This is a genomic window from Staphylococcus nepalensis, from assembly GCF_014635045.1.
Taxonomy (GTDB): domain Bacteria; phylum Bacillota; class Bacilli; order Staphylococcales; family Staphylococcaceae; genus Staphylococcus; species Staphylococcus nepalensis.
In genome coordinates this window covers 449,050-466,318 of sequence record NZ_BMCF01000002.1, presented here as the reverse complement: position 1 = coordinate 466,318, position 17,269 = coordinate 449,050, and the positions used below count along the sequence as shown (strand labels likewise).

Here is a 17,269-nt window from a genome sequence, read left to right as displayed (position 1 = left end):
AAAATTGTAAATTGACAACATATATTATGCTGTTAATTATTTCGCAGTTTTTATCTAACAATTAAGGGAATATAAAATTTATAGATTGAAGAAGTCGTAAAGTAAAGGAGGGATACATTGGATGCCATCGTTGTAGGTTTAGTCCCTTCACCAGGGATGCCAGAAAAAATCACGTCTAAGATTGTTAATAAATTATCTACAAATATCAAAGAAGAAAACAATTGGAATATAAATTTAAAGTTTGAAATAAAAAAAGACCCAATAACTGATTCTTCTGAGCATATAAATAAAGCAATGCATATCATTAATCGTATTAGAGAAGAGAAAAATTGGGATTATATAATAGGTTTAACAGATTTACCTAGGTTTTCAAAAAAGAAGACGATTATCTCTGACGTGAACATCAGCCAAAATTCTGCGCTTATTTTCCTCCCGAGTCTAGGTGCAATTAATATGACAAGCAAGGCACATAATATCATTAAAGACATACTCAATGATTTGCTTTCAAAAACAGCACAATATAATCCTCAGCACATTAAAAAAATGCATATAACAACAAACCTATTATCAAAGGTTAATAAATTAGATTTTAAAAATAAAAAACATGTTAGCAAACGCTATATTATAAATTCTAGAATGATTGGGAAAATGCAGACTATTAGCGGGATGACATATTTAAACCAACCATGGAAAGCGATAACTTCTTTTACAAAGATATTATCCTTATCGTTTGCAACTGGTACTTATATATCTATTTTTCCCACACCTTGGCAATTAAGTGACAATTTCTCCTTAATTCGTTTTATCATGCTTACACTTATAGCTATTATTGGTATGGTTGTTTGGTTAATGTATACCCATAATTTATGGGAACCTAAAGCTTCAGCTAATAAGCGTAAATACAGATTTATATACAATATCACTACTTTTACAACATTAAGTGTCGTAACCATTACAAATTATTTAATATTATATATAATGTTGACTTTAATGATTGTATTTTTTATACCAGAAACGTTGTTCACTATGTGGGGAAAAGCTAACCCTGAGCATTCAACCCTCAATTATTTAAAGTTAAGTTGGTTTATTACTTCATTGGGCGTGATAGTGGGTGCTTTCGGTTCTACAATGCAGAAAAAAGAAAAAATCAGAAAAATCACTTATTCTTATAGACAATTAAATAGATACTATAGAGCCAAATCTTCAAATAAGAAATAATATAAAGTGAGGTGTTCATAGTGAATAAAAAAATTTTAGGCCTAGTTGTTTCACCTGGAGAGGCCGAAAAAAAGGTGAACACATTAATTGATATGATTCCTTGTGCTTTAAAAGAAGTAAGTCAAAACACAGAAGAATGGCAGGTTCAAACCATCGTTGATTCCTTAACAGGATCTGCTGAATCTATTAATGAGATATTCCAAAAAATAAATGCGCATACTAAAAAAAATGCTTGGGACGTTACCATTGGAATCACAGACTTACCAATATTTCATGAAGGCAAAGTAGTTAACGCTGATATAAATGAAAAAAATGATGTTATTTTAATTTCGCTCCCTTCTTTAGGATGGAAACTTAAAAAGAACGTTATAAAACAGTTAATTATTAAAATGGCCTTAACTATAAGTGAAAGTGATAATGATTCTAATAATAAACGAAGCCCCTCTTTCATAAATATATTTCCCCGAAATTATAAAAGTGTAAGGTTGAAAATTAAAGAAACGGATAGCTTCCATACACGTTTTATATTAGGTTCTAAAATAAAGGGCTATATGCGTATACTTACGGGTATGACATTTATTAATAACCCACTTAATATGCTACAAACACTAAGCGGCGTACTAGCTATCGGTTTTACTACAGGTGCTTTTTGTATGGCATTTACTACAATGTGGCAATTAAGTTATTTATTTAATGGATGGCGACTGTTACTTGCTTCTGTATCTTCCATTCTAGGAATGCTCGCTTGGATCACTGTTTCCCATAATTTATGGGAAGTGCCATCTAAAAAAAACAGAAAGAAATTTAGGAAACTATATAACTTAACCACGTTATCAACTTTAATGAGTTCTATTTTAATATTTTATTTCATTTTGTTCCTTTTATTTTTATTACTTTCTGTAACTTTATTACCACCCAGTTTCTTAGGGCAAACTTTAGGCATTAAAGAAGGTATAGGTTTTACACGTTATCTGGATATGCATGGTTTGCTTCTTCTTTAGCTACAGTTGTCGGCGCTATTGGAATTGGGTTATCTGATGAAAAACTTGTATTAGAAAGCACATATGGTTATCGACAAAAAAATAGGTATAGAGTTTTAAGAAATAGAAAAAAACGTTGATCATTATCTTAAAAAATAATATTTCGAGGGTGTTTTCTTTCAGAATTTTGAAGTCTTGAATTTGGTAAGAGAAACATATTAAAAAGAAACGAAAACACTGAAATTTCGCATAATAATGATTGGAATTTATAGTTGTTTTATATGAACTAAAACTGATACGCAAGTGTAAAACAATAAAAAGATACATGTGCAACTACGCATATGTATCTTTTTATAAAATAATATATATCTTAAGTGTGATTTATAATTTTCAAAATACATTTTTAATTTGTGATAGTCATGCAAAGCTTTAAAAAAAGAACAAATCATTAATATAATAATGATAGAAAAAGTTAAAGCAGTAATGATTAGCAAATTTTGTATAGACTGCATACCACCTGTATAAAACATGATGATAGAAAATAAGGCTAAAATCACCCTCAACGAACCTTCACAAAACTAGGTGGCGAGATAGAACCTTTCGTAGTTAACATTCTTAAAACATAAGTCGCTGAATCAGCTGAAGTAATAAAGAATATAGCTATAACAATCAATGTGAGCATGCTTAAAATAAAGCCTAATGGATAATGTTGTAAGGTAGCAAACGTTGCTGTTTCGGTAGCAAATCTAGTTATGTTTTCCACGTTGTTATTTTGTAAATAAATGGCTGAAGCGCCAAAAACAGTAAAAAAGAGAAAGCATATTATTCGTAAACACATAATACATTTTAATAGTTATACAGAAATTTTAACGAACCTCTTGAAACATTAAAAGTGGCTGTTCTCATATGATATTTATGAAAACAGCCTAACTATTAACCATTATTTATTATTTATGATATTGTTAATTTTATTATCTATTTTAATGTACCAGTTTCTTGGCTTTTAACTTACAATAAATTGTTTTTGTCGTTCATAAGTTTATTATACTCACTAAGATATATTTTTTCCGCTTCTGAAGCTTTATCGTATGCGTTCATCGCACGATGCCATAACGGATAAATCGGTTCTGGTGTCGTTAAATTGCTAATCGCTTCAATTTCACTATTTGCTAGTTGTAGATGATAAGACGCGATGTTATCTTTTAACTGCGCTTCAGTTCTTGCGGCTAGGACTATAGAATCTACATTAGGTCTATCTCTTAACCAAGCAAGCGTTACTTGTGCTACAGACACGTTATAATTCAAAGCAATTTCTTGCATGACATCAATCAATTGATAAAATAATGCTTTATTTTTTATATAAGGTTCTGGCCAACCATCCCCTTGTCTTGTGCCAGCTTCTCCAGATTGAGTTCTATTAATTTTTCCAGTTAATAAGCCTTCACCTAAAGGAGACCAAATACTATTGCCAACGCCTAACTCTTTGCCTGCAGGCAATAATTCATATTCTGCCTCTCTTGCTTCTGGAGTATAGTAAATTTGTTGAGCAATCGGTGGCGCCATATTGTTGGCTGACGCTAGCGTGTGGGTTTTCGCTAATGCCCATCCACTATAATTAGAAACGCCCCAATAACGTATCTTTCCTTTTTTAATTAAGTCATTCATCACTTGGATAGTTTCCTCCACAGGCACTTGTCCATCCCATAAATGTACGTAATATAAGTCTAGATAATCGGTATTCAAACGTTTTAATGTTTTGTCGATGGAATGTTCAATATTAATACGAGTCGCCCCGCCATCATTAGGGTTTTCTGATAATTGTACGCCAGTTTTACTACTGATAATCATTTCTTCGCGTTTATTTCGGATAGTTTTTCCTAAAGTAATTTCTGACTCACCTTTTGAATATAAATTAGCTGTATCGAATTGGTTAATACCTTGTTCTAACGCATAATCTACCATATAATTTGCGGTTTCTTGGGTCATGCCACCAGCATTTTCGAAACCATTTGTACCTGCGAACGGAATTGTGCCTAAAGCATATTTTGAAACAGTTAACCCTGAATGGCCTAATAATGTATAATCCATAATTTAGCCTCCTAGAATAAATTGTATGGGTGTTTGATACTCTAGTTTATAATTAGATTGAAACAAAACTAAGAATGTATAAATTTTTAGTAATATAAGCGTTACAAATACCATATATTTCAAAAGTCTTTATTACAAATAAAGGGGCTGTTCCCACTTCTCAAGTGTGAAAACAGCCACACATTTATATATTTAAGCAACTAGTTGAAAAGTACATGCAAATGTTACATTCTAAATTTCCTCTTGTACTACCAATTTATTGATAATATCCAGCAATTGATTTAACTTCTAAAAATTCTTCAATACCATAATCTCCCCATTCTCTTCCTATACCAGAATGTTTATAGCCACCGAACGGTAAATTATAAGCTTGGCCTGATTCGTTAATTTCTATAATACCTGCTTCAATTGAACGAGCAACCTTATGGAGTGTTTCTTTGTCTTCACCGTATACATATCCTGCTAGTCCGTATTTTGTATCGTTTCCGATTTTAATAGCTTCCTCTAAATTTTCGTAAGTGATCACTGACATTACTGGGCCGAATATTTCTTCTTGGGCAATCGTCATTTGGTTATTCACGTCACTAAAAATCGTTGGTTTTACAAAGTAACCTTGTTCAAGTTGTTCAGGTTTTCCAGCGCCGCCATATATAAGAGAAGCACCTTCATCGATTCCTTTTTCTATATAATTTTGTACACCGTCATATTGTTTTTGGTTGATCAGTGGCCCTAAATCTGTTTCTTCGGATTGTGGGTCACCCACTTTTAGCGTTGACATTTTTTCTTTTGCAGCTGCTAAGAATTGTTCTTTCATAGGTTTCGGTATGATTGTACGACTTCCAGCTGTACATTCTTGCCCTGTATTATTTACTACTTTGCCCACAGCTGCTTCTGCTGCGCTTTTTATATCAGCATCAGCTAAAACAATATAAGGAGATTTTCCGCCCAATTCAAGCGAAACTTTTTTAAAATCTTCGCTTGCTTTTTCCATAATTTTAGCGCCAACGCCTCCTGAACCAGTAAATGACATCATACGTACTTTAGGATGTTCCGTTAAGGGATTGCCTACTCCTTCGCCATCCCCATTTACTAAATTGAAAACGCCTTTAGGGACGCCTACTTTTTCAAATATTTCTGCTAGGATAATCGCTGCGTATGGTGTTTCTTCAGAGGGTTTTAAAACAACTGGACAACCAGCTGCAAAAGCTGCAGCGAGTTTAAGTGAAGTTTGATTTGTTGGGAAATTCCAAGGTGTAATCAATCCAGCTACGCCAATACCTTCTTTTACGATTAAATTATCGCCACGTCGTTCTTCGAATTCAAAGTCATCTAGTGCATCTCTTGCTGCAGCAAAATGATTCAAGCCCATTTGATAATGTACATTTTCTGATACTTTGACAGGTGCGCCTAATTCTTCTGTCATAGCTTCAATCAAGTCTTCCTTACGATTTTCATATTCTACAACAATTTTCGACAATAAATCTTGACGTTCTTGTACTGAAGTATGACGGAAATTAAGATAAACATTATGTGCAGCTTCTACTGCTTTATCTACATCTTGCTTGTTACCTTTAGCAATTTCGCCCATTTTTTCTTCAGTTGCTGGATTGATAACGTTGATGGTTTCACCACTCGTACTTTCAATCCACTCGCCATTTATATATTGCTTAACTTGCATTCTCATCTTTCAACACATCCTCTTAAAAATTTATTATGCACTATCTTGGATGTTGAACTTAAATGCTAAGTGTTTACTGCAATGTTTATATTCTTGTTGGTCTTATTAATGGGGATTCCTTTTTGTTAATAAATTAAACATGGGATATACGATTTAATAACGCTACTATTTTAATAATGTTTACGATTTTTCTATATCAATGTTAGGGTTAGAACCCTTGAGAGGCTTATTAGAAGTAGCTTTAAAGTAAATACCAAAAACAACTAATCCAATTAAATTAATAAATATTAAATAAAATGCTGGAGCTAAAGCGCCATTTTTTAAATTGCCTAGTATTGATAAAATAAATGGCGTAATCCCACCGAATATAGCTGTTCCAAGATTGTATATAATAGACAGGAATTTCATTCGTACATTTGTATGCGTGATTGCAGGCAATGTAGAGGGCATAACACCATTAAAAACAGATAACATGATTGCAAGTAGCATTATACCTAAGAAAATGACAAAGATATGGTGGCCGGTGTCCATAAGAAGAAATGCGGGTATTGAAAAACAAACGAAACTAGACAGCCCAAATGTAAGCACTTTTTTATTATCAAATTTATCGCTCAATACACCAAACATAAAAATAAATGGCAGCATCAATATTAATGCTATTGCATTGAGAATCGTAGAATATTGAGCATCTATGCCGATGTTACTTTTTAAAAAGGAAGGTAAATAGGTTAAGAACATAAAATTATTTACATTTAAAAATATAACCCCTATAGCCATTAAGGCAGCTTCTTTTTTATAATCTTTAAAAGCTTTTAAAATGTTATTTTCTGAGTCCTCTGTTTTATTTTTAAACGATGTTGTTTCATCTAATTTAAATCTTAAGTAAACGACTACAAGGCCAAATGGCGCTGCTAGTAAAAATGGAATTCTCCAACCCCATGTCTCTATTTGATTTGTAGTTAAAAAATATAAAAGTGTAGCTACGGTAATTGCGGCTAAAGCATTTCCTATCATAGTCCCCATTTCAAGTCCACTCGTAAGTCGTCCCCTTTTTTTATCTGGAGAACTTTCAACAATATAGGTCATAGCGCCACTATATTCGCCCCCTGTAGAAAAGGATTGAGCCATCCTTACCACTAATAGGAGTATAGGGGCCCATATCCCTATCTGATCCGAAGTAGGTAGTAAACCTAGGGCTAATGTAGAGGCAGACATAATCGTAATTGTAATGGTTAACACTACTTTTCTGCCTTGTTTATCCCCAATGTATCCAAAGACGAGTGAACCGATTGGGCGCATTAAGAAAGCAATAGCAAATGTTCCAAAAGTAAAAAGTAATTGATTTTGGCTTGCCACATCTCCAAAAAAGTTATGGCTAATATAAGTTGCCAATTGCGCATATAATGCGAAATCAAACCATTCAATTGCGTTCCCCATAGATGTTACAACTACTTTTTTTCTTACTTCTGAAGTTTTGACTGAGTTTTGAGCATTTTCCATGGTTCTCCTCCTTTTGCAAATTAAAGTAGTAGTGTTAATATATCGTTTTCGAACAGTCAATGTATCCGTTTATTAAAAATTAATTAAGTTTTATAAATAATGGATGTTATTAATCGTAAAACCGTCACTAGGTACAGCTGGAATATCATTAAAATTAAAATTAAAATTAAAATCAAAGTTTTGTTCAGGTACGTCATAACTAATATATTTAATTAGATAGTGAATTGTAGCTTTCATCATAGACATTGTGACAAATTCTCCAGCACAACGATGTCCAAAATCATAATTACCTCCACCTTGCGGTATAAAATTAAATGGTGTTTGTTTCCAATTAATGAATCTTTCTGGTAGGAACGTTTCTGGTTGAGACCAGTCTTTTGGATGTCTGTTTGTTCCATATAAATCCAAAAGCGTTAGCGTGTCTTTTTTTAATTTAAAGCCTTCGTATTCAAAATCTTTTTGTACTCTCGCTACTGCGAAAGGGAAAAACGGATAATATCTTCTTGTTTCTTGTAAGAACATTTCTATATATTGATTACCCCCATTTTGTAATTGCTTTGCTGCTTCAGGAAATTGATGCATCCCTATCCCTATATTAGCCACCCAAACAGACACAGCTACCATAGGTCTTAATAAGTTTAAAATTTCAACAGCGACTACTTTTTCAAGTAGTTCGTTATTTATATCCAAGTTGCCAAGTAAATTGATATAAAGCACTGTTTTTACATGGGTTTAAACGAGCTAATCTAGTGTCATGAATTATATCTTTTATCTATGTTTCTGCATTTGTTCGCGCCCTTCTACTTTTCCAATGTTGTAATCCGACAGATGCCGCGTTTTCGAATAATTCAGATAATTGTTCAGCCCTTTTATCGATTTCATTTTCTTTTAAAGGGATTCCTGTCCATTCACAAGCTGTTTGTAAAAAAACTTTTTGAAGCTTCATACATATTAATGTTTTCTGATTCTGAAATATGATTAAAATATTTTTTCCAGTGTTTATGAATTGAGGTGCTTATTTCCTGCATCGCGTTATCGTTCATTAATCGCATAAACATATTTTTTCTTTGGCGATGCGCTGCTCCATCGAGACATTGAACGCCACCTTGCCCAAAAAGTGTTTTCTGGATTCTGATAGGCGCAGCATCATTTCTTTTGAATAAGTGGCTGTCATAAAATAGTTCTGCACCTTTACTTCCACTTAGGCAATATACTGTTTCGCCTAACAATTTTGTTTCAAATATATTCGTATTTAGTCTTTCGCTTCTATTAATTATAAAATAGTAACCTTCATTTAATAAACTTAAAGTGTGATCTAAACCGTGCTCTTTAGGTATCTTTTTCATTCTATATCCCCTTTCCACATCTGTTATTACCTTATATGTAAATTTAAAACAGCGACACACGGCAATATAAATTTTTTATCGTTTTAATTTAGAAAATCTATTTCGTTAATTTTTTTAAATGTTTAATGACATAATGCTTGGGAATAAAAGTAAAAAAGTGAATTTCAGAATTTTTTAAATTCATTACGAAAAAAATAAATGGTTTACTCACTCATCCTTAGTTTAAGTAGAAATTTAGTTTGTTTAAATCTAGGTTTCACATTATTCACTTTTGATTAAAACTTTATAAATACACGAGGTGGTATCAATGGCTTTTGAAACGAACGATTATCAAAAAATGAACAGTATGCCGTATGTTGGTGAACAAGCGCCTCATTTTAACGCGAATTCGACTCAAGGAAATATATCTTTAGACGATTATAAGGGTAAATGGTTTATTCTATTTGCACATCCTTCTGATTTTGACCCGGTTTCTACTTCAGAATTTGTAGCTTTACAAGTTGCTTCTTCAAAATTAAGAGAACTGAACGTTGAAGTTGTGGGTATTAGCGTAGATAATATAACTTCACATGTAGCGTGGTTAAATAGTATAGAAGAAACTTTCGATACACAAATAGAATTTCCTTTAATCGCTGATTTAAATAAACAAATATCAACAGACTACGGCATGTTATCTAAAGAAAGTAACGGTTCAGAAACTTCAAGAGTTATTTTTATTATTGATGAAGATTCTGTGGTACGTTCAGTTATAGATTATCCGGCTACTATAGGCCGTAATATAAATGAAATACTACGTGTAATCAAAGCTTTAAAAACAACAGATAAAACAGAACATGTTACACCTGCAAATTGGGAAACAGGAGATAAAATATTAGCTCCCTCTCCAAGTATTATTAAGGATGCTAAAAACCGAATGGAGAACGCAGATTACGAGTGCAAGAATTGGTATTATTGTGAAAAGGATAGTGACGATCATTCAAAAAGTATTTATAATGCTTTTTTACAAGATAAGTAATTTAAGTGTCTAACGTATAAATTTCAAAATTCAGCCCACAAAAGGTTTCTAATTAAAGAAATTTTGGGGGCACGTTTTATGCCAATATTTTGTAGCAATTTGCTTTCTTGTCATGAACATGGATTGAGGCTGTAATCTTAAGAGAGATGCTATTTTGCAGATGTATGGTAATCAATACTATAATTACATGTTATGCTCATAAATGTTCACTACAAAATAAGACATTGTCTTATTTTAATTGGGTTTATTTGCTTAAGTATTTTCTTTTCCATGATTGCACAGCAATTAAAGATGCTATCAAAGTAGCGATTACCAACACTAATGTAAAAGGCCAAAACCAGATGGATACGATGCCATCTTCTATAGCTAAGCCAATTTTAGAAAATAAAGTAAAAGTAAAAATCATAGTGCTTACTAAACAAATTGAAACCGGTGTTGCATATTTCCACGGCGTAAGATCTACCCTAGACTTATTTATAAAAACAAAGGGTTGTTTTAGTGGTTTGAATCTGCCCATAACTAATAAAAATATAATTTCTGCTAGGAAAAGCGCGCCTTGAATATGAATGAAATTAATGGGAAGCGTCACATTAAGAAAAGTTGGCATCCCCCACATCAAAAAATAATAAATAAATACATGAGAGATTATAACTATTTTAGCCCCAATAGCAGGGACGCGTTTAGAAAATATACCGATTAACACAATTGCAATAATTGGTATATTAAAGAAACCTGTAAATTCTCTAATTACTGTCCATAAACCATCAGGTGCATAAATTAAAAGTGGAGATATAAAGAATGTAATCAATGATAAAGTAATACAGAACCATTGGCTAACCCTTATCATTTGTTGATCATTAGCTTTTTTGTTAAAAATAACTTTGTAAATGTCATAAGTAAACATAGTGGCAGCACTGTTTAATAGTGAATTAAAACTCGAAAATACTGCACCTAGTAATACTGCTAAAAAGAATCCATTTAAAAATTTAGGAAAAACATCATTAATTAATGTTGGATACGCCAAGTCCATGGTTTTTAAATTAGAACCGTATAAATGAAATGCAATAACACCAGGCACCATCATTAAAAATGGAACTAAAATTTTCAAAAAACCAGTAAATAAAGCGCCTTTCTGACCTTCAGCAAGATTTTTAGCCCCTAACGTTCGCTGAATGACATATTGATTTGTACCCCAATAAAATAGGTTTGCAAATATCATACCCGTGAAAATGGTTCCAAAAGGGACGCCGTCTTCTTTCGAGCCAATCGAATTTAATTTTTCTGGGTGGTCTGTAATGACCGTCTTTATACCAACTAAGAAATCCCCGCTTCCTAACGTGATGAATCCTAATATAGGCACGATTAACCCAACGATAAGTAAGCCAATGCCATTAATCGTGTCGGAAATAGCAACTGCACGTAAGCCGCCAAAAATTGCATACATAGATCCTATTATTCCTATTACCCAAACGGATAACCACATAGACTGTTCAAAGGTGATACCTAACATAGAAGGTATATCAAAAAATTGTAATACAGCGATAGCACCCGAATATAAAATAGAAGGTATCGTCACTAGACCATAACCAAGCATAAATAGCATCACAACAAGCAGTCTTGTGCCTTGGTCAAAACGATCGTTTAAAAATTCTGGAAGTGTAGTAAACGCTCCTTTCAAATAGCGTGGTAAAAGTATAAGTGATAAAATAATAACTGAAAAACCTGCTGTCACTTCCCACGCCATATTAGTTAAATTAGCGTTATATGCTTGTCCATTCAGCCCAATTAATTGCTCAGCAGATAAATTTGTAAGTACTAATGAACCAGCTATAAAACTGCCTGTTAACGTTCTACCTGCCAAAAAATAACCAGTAGAATCATTAACTTTATTTTTTGTTTTGTAATAAGCATACCAAGCAACTAATGCCATAAACCCAGCGCAAGAAAAAAGCGTAAATAGCGTTCCACTCATAAAATCCCCCTTTTTAATATATAAATGCCATATCGTTATTTATATATTCACCATTTGCCTTTCTTTATAACATAATTATATTTTAACCAGCCTCTTTTTAAGGGTTTGCTTTATATATTCTATGTTGTTAGTTATTTGGTTTTACATTTTCAAGAAAAAGATAAATGGATTGGAGCATCTCACTTGAATCAAATGCACATATAAGTCCCACTCACTCAATCAATTGAGAAGCGGGACTTTATGTTTTGATTCAAGTTGTCTATAGCCAATATGACATTTAAAGATAAAACTTGGTTTTTGTCGCAAACGCTGCACGCTATTTTATCAGTCTAAAGTCTTGGTTGTACACTTGGTTTGAAATTGTTTATTACTGACAGTTTTCTACATAAATATCTATAGCTTCTTTAATCAATTGGGCAGTGCCTTTGCCGAATTGGTCGATATTTTTAGTGAATCTCGCATCAGCCACGTACATATCCCCTAAACTTTTAAATACTTCCAATGTATAATTATAGTCGATATTTGAATTTAAATAGTTGTACTATTTTTGTACATTTGCTTGTACTTCTTTTGATCCTGGCGATTGTGTTCTAAGTTCTGAAAACTTTTTAAAAATTTGGTTCATTGCTTCCGATTTAGCATTTTTTTCTTTGACTGACCAAGAATTAATACGATTATTAGCTTTATCTACAATTTTCTCGCCCCATTTTTCACGTGCTTCTTTATCATATTTCGTTTTATTAAAGTCAAAGCCTTTAAATTTCTCTTCATTTGTCATTGATAATTCTCCTTTCAGATGTAGTAATGTTTGATCAATCGTTTGTATCATTTGGTCAATACCATTTCTTTTTTCTATTAGCATTTTTTTATGCATTTTTAACGCTGCTTGCTGATCAAATAATGGATTATCGAGCATTGTTTTAATCTTTTTTAAAGGAAAATCAAGTTCTCTGAAAAACAAGATTTGTTGTAGCTTATCTAAATCGCCCTCAGAATATAATCTATAACCTGATTCAGATATGCTTGTAGGATTTAATAAGTTAATACTGTCGTAGTAATGTAATGTACGCACACTAATACCAACTAAATCGGCCAGCCCTTTAACTGTCATTTCCATTTACTTAACCTCCTCATAGCTTAACTATAATGTCTTACGTAACGTTAAGGTCAATACGAAATGCTTTCTTTTTATTCATTAGCATTCTCAATAATAAATAGTAAAACGCGAGATAGAAATCTTAGTTTTAAAAGGCTTCTATCTCGCGAGATTCATAAGCGGTTAACATTTGAACCGAAAAAAAGGATATAATTCCAAACATTAATTCGATCACTTATCGTTAATATATACTTAAAGCTGAGATAACAATTGGTACCCCAGCTTTTTACAAATTATCTACTTTTATATTCTTCTGTATCGTTTTCTGGCGTAATACCACGTTTACGCATTTCTTTTATCGCTTTCTTTTCACGACGTTTGCGCCTAAAGTCACGTGTAAAGTACCATATTAAAAAGCTCATAATTAAACTTAACACTGCCATAAACGCAGCAAAACCTAACAACGGTTCATATGTAATATTTTCAAAATTAGGTATTAAAAATGCAGCAATAGCCAAGACAATAAATGTTAAAATTGCTGCCGAAAACCATTTGTTCAAAACAAGCGTACAGAATAATGTAACCACTACAACAGCTACTAAAGAAATCCACAAAAAATTAGGCAAATCAAAAATCGTCATTTATAGCGCTCCTCATATCATTCGACATATATTGTCATCATAACAATCTAATTATACTAAAAGAAAACCTATTTATATTCAGTCCTGAGTAGTATAACTTTATATTAAAATATTGGCATAGTCACGTCAATTGTCAATGTTTTAAATACAGTTACATTCATTAACATACTTCCGGTTTGTTTATAAACTAACAATTGTATTTTCTAAGGTGCTTTCATGTATAATTAATATTAAATTAAGTGTATATGAAGAGGAGTGATTAAATGGCTGAAATACTACCATTTAGAAATGAAGTCCCTTCTGAAAAGACCTGGGACATTACAGCTTTATTTAATTCAGATGAAGCTTTTTATCAAACTTTAAACGAAACGATTACATTAGCGAAAAACTTTAATGAAACCTATGTATATCGTTTAAATCAACCTGACACAATTGAGGAAGCGTTAGACGTCTATTCAAACATACTTATCCAATTAGATAGAATGGCTAATTACGCTGAATTGAGATTAAGTGTAGATACAACGAACGAACAAGCACAATCGTTAAGTTCTAAATTTTCAAATTCTTACGGCAAAATTGCTAGTGAATTATCTTTTGTAGAGTCAGAAATATTAATACTTTCTGATGATGTTTTAAATGATTATATTGCAACATCAAAATATCCACATTTTTTACAAAAATTAAAAGAGAAAAAAGCTTATCAACTTAGCCCAGAAGTCGAAAAGACATTAGCCAGTTTATCACCTGTATTTGAACGTCCTTTTGAATTATATGGTATCACTAAAATGCTAGATATTGACTTCGAGTCGTTTGAACATAATGGTCATACATATCCATTAGATTACGCCACGTTTGAGAATGAATATGAAGATCATCCCAATGAAGCATTCCGAAGAATTAGCTTTAAAAAATTTAGCGATGCGTTGAATAAGTATCAACATACCACTGCTGCTACTTATAATATGCAAGTTCAACAAGAAAAAATAGAAGCAGATTTACGTGGTTATGATTCTGTCATAGATTATTTATTGCAAGATCAAGAAGTAACTAGAGATATGTTTGATCGTCAAATTGATGTGATTATGAGTGATTTAGCACCTATCATGCAAAAATATGCGAAATTAATTAAACGTGTTCACGGATTAGAGGTCATGCATTTTGAAGATTTAAAAGTATCTATAGACCCTGATTATGAGCCAGATATTTCAATTGAAGATTCTAAAGAATATATTTATGGTGCATTAAATGTGTTAGGTAAAGATTATTTAAAAATGGTTGAAACAGCTTATCAAGATAGATGGATAGATTTTGCGCAAAATAAAGGTAAAGATACTGGCGCTTATTGTGCAAGCCCATATACTACACATTCATATGTATTTATTTCATGGACTGGTAAAATGACCGAAACATTTGTTTTAGCGCATGAATTAGGACACGCTGGGCATTTTACATTAGCGCAAAGCCATCAAAATTATTTAGAGTCAGAACCATCAATGTATTTTGTAGAAGCACCTTCAACTATGAACGAAATGTTGATGGCTAACTATCTATTCAAAAATAGTAATGACGCTAAATTTAAACGATGGGTTATTGGTTCTATTGTCTCTAGAACATATTATCATAATATGGTAACACATTTATTAGAAGCTGCGTATCAACGTGAAGTGTATAAAAAAGTGGACGACGGCGAATCATTAACTGCTCCATTGCTAAACCAAATTATGTTAGACGTTTATTCACAATTTTTTGGAGATAGTGTTAAATTTACTAAAGGTGCAGAATTAACATGGATGAGACAGCCGCATTACTATATGGGATTATATTCATATACTTATTCAGCAGGCTTAACGATTGGTACAGTCATGTCACAACGTATCCAAAAGGAAGGTCAACCTGCCGTTGATGATTGGCTAAATACATTGAAGGCTGGTGGAAGTACATCACCTGTAGAATTAGCTCAAATAGCTGGCATTGACATAACCACTGATCAGCCATTAAAAGCTACAATTGGCTATATAGGTAAGCTAGTTGACGACTTGGAACAACTGACGGATGAGATAGAATTTGAATAGCAACTGTTAATATATGTAAAAGATACAGTATATACAAAAAGCACAATGACGATTTTAAGTGTGGGTTTCCAAACAAAGTATTGGAACTTACTTAATCCGTGCCATTGTGCTTTTTTGTTTAATCGTATGATTCATAGCGTTTGCCTGTTATAAAATAAAAAATACTCTCTGCTATATTACTGATGTGGTCACCGATACGCTCTAAATGTCTGGCAGCTAAATGAGCTTGTCCTGCGACAAAAGGATCGTTGTCTATTAAATACGTGGTATTAACGATGTGTTTGTACAAATCATCAATGTCTTTATCTCTTTCAATGATTTCTTTAATCAACGTAACGTCATCCTTTTTGATTGCATCATCGAGGTCTTTGAGCATAAGTAATGCAAGTTTGCCCATTGTATTTAATCTTGTCAGTACAAACTGATCGATAATCTTAGCACGTAGCCTAATTTCTGCAATGTTAGCTGCATTATCACCAATACGTTCAAAATCAGAAGCGATTTTTAAAGCTGCCATCATCAATCTTAAATCGGTCGCAATAGGTTGTTGTTTCGTAATCAACATGATGACTTTTTCATTTATGTCGGTTTCTAATGCGTTAATATTTTTGTCATTAGCTATAGTTTGTCGTGCATAGTTTCTATCTTCTTCGCTTAACGACTTTAATCCATATTCGATATTATAATATACACGGAGGCCAAGTCGACGTAAATCCTTAATCAATGCCTCTAATTGGCCTTCGTATTTTTGCCTAATCGCCATATATTAATTACCCGAAGCGTCCAGAGATATAATCTTCAGTTTGTTTATCAGAAGGATTAGAGAAGATTTTATCAGTGTCGTCATATTCATTTACATAACCGTTAAGGAAGAATGCTGTTTTGTCAGAAACACGTGCTGCTTGTTGCATATTGTGTGTAACAATAATAATTGAATATTTTTCTTTGAGCTCTTGTACGAGTTCTTCTACTTTTAAAGTTGAAATTGGATCTAACGCAGAAGTTGGCTCATCCATTAATATTACATCAGGTTCGATGGCTAAAGTACGTGCTATACAAACACGTTGTTGTTGCCCTCCTGATAAACTATAAGCGTTCGTATCTAACCGATCTTTTAATTCATCCCATATTGCCGCGCCACGTAAAGATTTTTCTACGATTTCATCAAGTACTTTTTTGTTTTTAATACCGTGTATTTTTGGTCCGTAAGTGATATTATCATAGATTGATTTTGGAAAAGGATTTGGTTGTTGGAATACCATGCCGACATTCGTTCTCAATTTTTCAACTGAATATTTATCGTCAAAGATGTTTTGATCACGGTAGATAATTTTACCTGCTGTTTTAACAGAGGGTACGAGTTCGACCATCCTATTTAATGTTTTAATATAAGTTGATTTACCACAACCTGACGGGCCAATAATAGCAGTTACATTATTTTCTAAGATATCCAGGTTAATATTTTTTAAAGCATGATTATCGCCATACCATAAATCTAAATTTTTAGTAGAATAAATAATTTTTTTCTCCCTATCAGGTGTTTTATTAGCTTTTAGCTCTGTATCTAGTGTTGTAATAGGTGTTGCATTTTGAGCTGCATGTGTTTCTAATTCTGATTTTTCTTTTTTAATTGTTTCTTTAGCCATAATTAAAAACTCCTTTT

The 17,269-nt window shown here is 32.5% G+C and carries 14 protein-coding genes and 2 pseudogenes; 4 read left to right on the top strand and 12 right to left on the bottom strand.

Features of this window, described 5'->3' with window-relative positions; genetic code table 11:
* Positions 1 to 117 precede the first annotated feature (117 nt).
* Both IEU88_RS05350 and IEU88_RS05345 read left to right on the top strand, forming a co-directional pair.
* The gene (locus tag IEU88_RS05350; RefSeq protein WP_096809819.1) at positions 118 to 1,218 is read left to right on the top strand and encodes a hypothetical protein; all 1,101 of its coding nucleotides are present in this window, start codon (positions 118 to 120) and stop codon (positions 1,216 to 1,218) included.
* Positions 1,219 to 1,238: 20 nt separating this feature from the next.
* Entirely contained in the window at positions 1,239 to 2,219 is a 981-nt protein-coding gene (locus tag IEU88_RS05345; protein ID WP_103373423.1) for a 5,10-methylene-tetrahydrofolate dehydrogenase, read from the top strand.
* Positions 2,220 to 2,464: 245 nt separating this feature from the next.
* Here the strand turns inward: IEU88_RS05345 and IEU88_RS05340 are convergent.
* The 7 genes and pseudogenes from IEU88_RS05340 to IEU88_RS05310 all read right to left on the bottom strand — a co-directional run.
* Positions 2,465 to 3,024, bottom strand: a pseudogene (locus IEU88_RS05340) (BCCT family transporter); the annotation flags it as partial.
* Positions 3,025 to 3,206: 182 nt separating this feature from the next.
* Positions 3,207 to 4,286 carry an aldo/keto reductase gene (locus IEU88_RS05335; protein ID WP_103373424.1) on the bottom strand — a complete coding sequence of 360 codons (1,080 nt, stop codon included), beginning with the start codon at positions 4,284 to 4,286 and terminating at the stop codon, positions 3,207 to 3,209.
* Positions 4,287 to 4,542: 256 nt separating this feature from the next.
* The gene (locus tag IEU88_RS05330; protein WP_103373425.1) at positions 4,543 to 5,970 is read right to left on the bottom strand and encodes an aldehyde dehydrogenase family protein; all 1,428 of its coding nucleotides are present in this window, start codon (positions 5,968 to 5,970) and stop codon (positions 4,543 to 4,545) included.
* A 174-nt stretch (positions 5,971 to 6,144) separates the two neighbouring features.
* Positions 6,145 to 7,464 (bottom strand): MFS transporter, encoded by a 1,320-nt coding sequence (locus IEU88_RS05325; protein WP_103373426.1) that lies wholly within the window; start codon positions 7,462 to 7,464, stop codon positions 6,145 to 6,147.
* A 90-nt stretch (positions 7,465 to 7,554) separates the two neighbouring features.
* A complete protein-coding gene (locus IEU88_RS05320) occupies positions 7,555 to 8,154 on the bottom strand; it encodes a cytochrome P450 (RefSeq protein WP_142383049.1) in 600 nt (199 codons plus the stop codon).
* An 82-nt stretch (positions 8,155 to 8,236) separates the two neighbouring features.
* Positions 8,237 to 8,410, bottom strand: a complete 174-nt coding sequence (locus tag IEU88_RS05315; RefSeq protein ID WP_160148679.1) for a hypothetical protein — start codon at positions 8,408 to 8,410, stop codon at positions 8,237 to 8,239.
* The gene (locus tag IEU88_RS05310) at positions 8,373 to 8,810 is read right to left on the bottom strand and encodes a cytochrome P450 family protein (protein WP_103373428.1); all 438 of its coding nucleotides are present in this window, start codon (positions 8,808 to 8,810) and stop codon (positions 8,373 to 8,375) included. Before IEU88_RS05310 ends, IEU88_RS05315 begins: the two co-directional genes overlap by 38 nt.
* 307 nt (positions 8,811 to 9,117) lie before the next feature.
* On the opposite strand from IEU88_RS05310, the gene IEU88_RS05305 reads away from it, so the two are divergent.
* Positions 9,118 to 9,825, top strand: coding sequence for a peroxiredoxin (locus IEU88_RS05305; RefSeq protein ID WP_103373429.1), 708 nt, complete (start codon positions 9,118 to 9,120; stop codon positions 9,823 to 9,825).
* 244 nt (positions 9,826 to 10,069) lie between these two features.
* On the opposite strand, the gene IEU88_RS05300 is transcribed toward IEU88_RS05305, so the two are convergent.
* The 3 genes and pseudogenes from IEU88_RS05300 to IEU88_RS05290 form a co-directional block, all read right to left on the bottom strand.
* Positions 10,070 to 11,797 carry a solute:sodium symporter family transporter gene (locus IEU88_RS05300; protein ID WP_103373430.1) on the bottom strand — a complete coding sequence of 576 codons (1,728 nt, stop codon included), beginning with the start codon at positions 11,795 to 11,797 and terminating at the stop codon, positions 10,070 to 10,072.
* A 367-nt stretch (positions 11,798 to 12,164) separates the two neighbouring features.
* Positions 12,165 to 12,908: pseudogene (locus IEU88_RS05295) on the bottom strand (MerR family transcriptional regulator).
* A 278-nt stretch (positions 12,909 to 13,186) separates the two neighbouring features.
* On the bottom strand, positions 13,187 to 13,534 hold the full coding sequence (locus tag IEU88_RS05290) for a hypothetical protein (protein ID WP_103373431.1): 348 nt from the start codon (positions 13,532 to 13,534) through the stop codon (positions 13,187 to 13,189).
* Positions 13,535 to 13,797: 263 nt separating this feature from the next.
* Here IEU88_RS05290 and pepF point away from each other — a divergent pair, with 263 nt between their 5' ends.
* Complete coding sequence (gene pepF / locus IEU88_RS05285) at positions 13,798 to 15,606, top strand: oligoendopeptidase F (protein WP_103373432.1); 1,809 nt, start codon at positions 13,798 to 13,800, stop codon at positions 15,604 to 15,606.
* A gap of 118 nt (positions 15,607 to 15,724) precedes the next feature.
* Here pepF and phoU read toward each other — a convergent pair whose 3' ends face one another.
* Together phoU and pstB are read right to left on the bottom strand one after the other, a co-directional pair.
* Positions 15,725 to 16,369 (bottom strand): phosphate signaling complex protein PhoU, encoded by a 645-nt coding sequence (gene phoU / locus IEU88_RS05280; RefSeq protein WP_096809797.1) that lies wholly within the window; start codon positions 16,367 to 16,369, stop codon positions 15,725 to 15,727.
* A 7-nt stretch (positions 16,370 to 16,376) separates the two neighbouring features.
* Positions 16,377 to 17,252 (bottom strand): phosphate ABC transporter ATP-binding protein PstB, encoded by an 876-nt coding sequence (gene pstB / locus IEU88_RS05275; RefSeq protein ID WP_096809796.1) that lies wholly within the window; start codon positions 17,250 to 17,252, stop codon positions 16,377 to 16,379.
* Positions 17,253 to 17,269: the final 17 nt, after the last annotated feature.

Coding starts and splice junctions, on each gene's coding strand:
- IEU88_RS05335 (WP_103373424.1), bottom strand. CDS start 4,286: ATGGATTATACATTATTAGGCCATTCAGGGTTAACTGTTTCAAAATAT.
- IEU88_RS05330 (WP_103373425.1), bottom strand. CDS start 5,970: ATGAGAATGCAAGTTAAGCAATATATAAATGGCGAGTGGATTGAAAGT.
- IEU88_RS05325 (WP_103373426.1), bottom strand. CDS start 7,464: ATGGAAAATGCTCAAAACTCAGTCAAAACTTCAGAAGTAAGAAAAAAA.
- IEU88_RS05315 (WP_160148679.1), bottom strand. CDS start 8,410: ATGAAGCTTCAAAAAGTTTTTTTACAAACAGCTTGTGAATGGACAGGA.
- IEU88_RS05310 (WP_103373428.1), bottom strand. CDS start 8,810: ATGAAAAAGATACCTAAAGAGCACGGTTTAGATCACACTTTAAGTTTA.
- IEU88_RS05305 (WP_103373429.1), top strand. CDS start 9,118: ATGGCTTTTGAAACGAACGATTATCAAAAAATGAACAGTATGCCGTAT.
- IEU88_RS05300 (WP_103373430.1), bottom strand. CDS start 11,797: ATGAGTGGAACGCTATTTACGCTTTTTTCTTGCGCTGGGTTTATGGCA.
- IEU88_RS05290 (WP_103373431.1), bottom strand. CDS start 13,534: ATGACGATTTTTGATTTGCCTAATTTTTTGTGGATTTCTTTAGTAGCT.
- pepF (WP_103373432.1), top strand. CDS start 13,798: ATGGCTGAAATACTACCATTTAGAAATGAAGTCCCTTCTGAAAAGACC.
- phoU (WP_096809797.1), bottom strand. CDS start 16,369: ATGGCGATTAGGCAAAAATACGAAGGCCAATTAGAGGCATTGATTAAG.
- pstB (WP_096809796.1), bottom strand. CDS start 17,252: ATGGCTAAAGAAACAATTAAAAAAGAAAAATCAGAATTAGAAACACAT.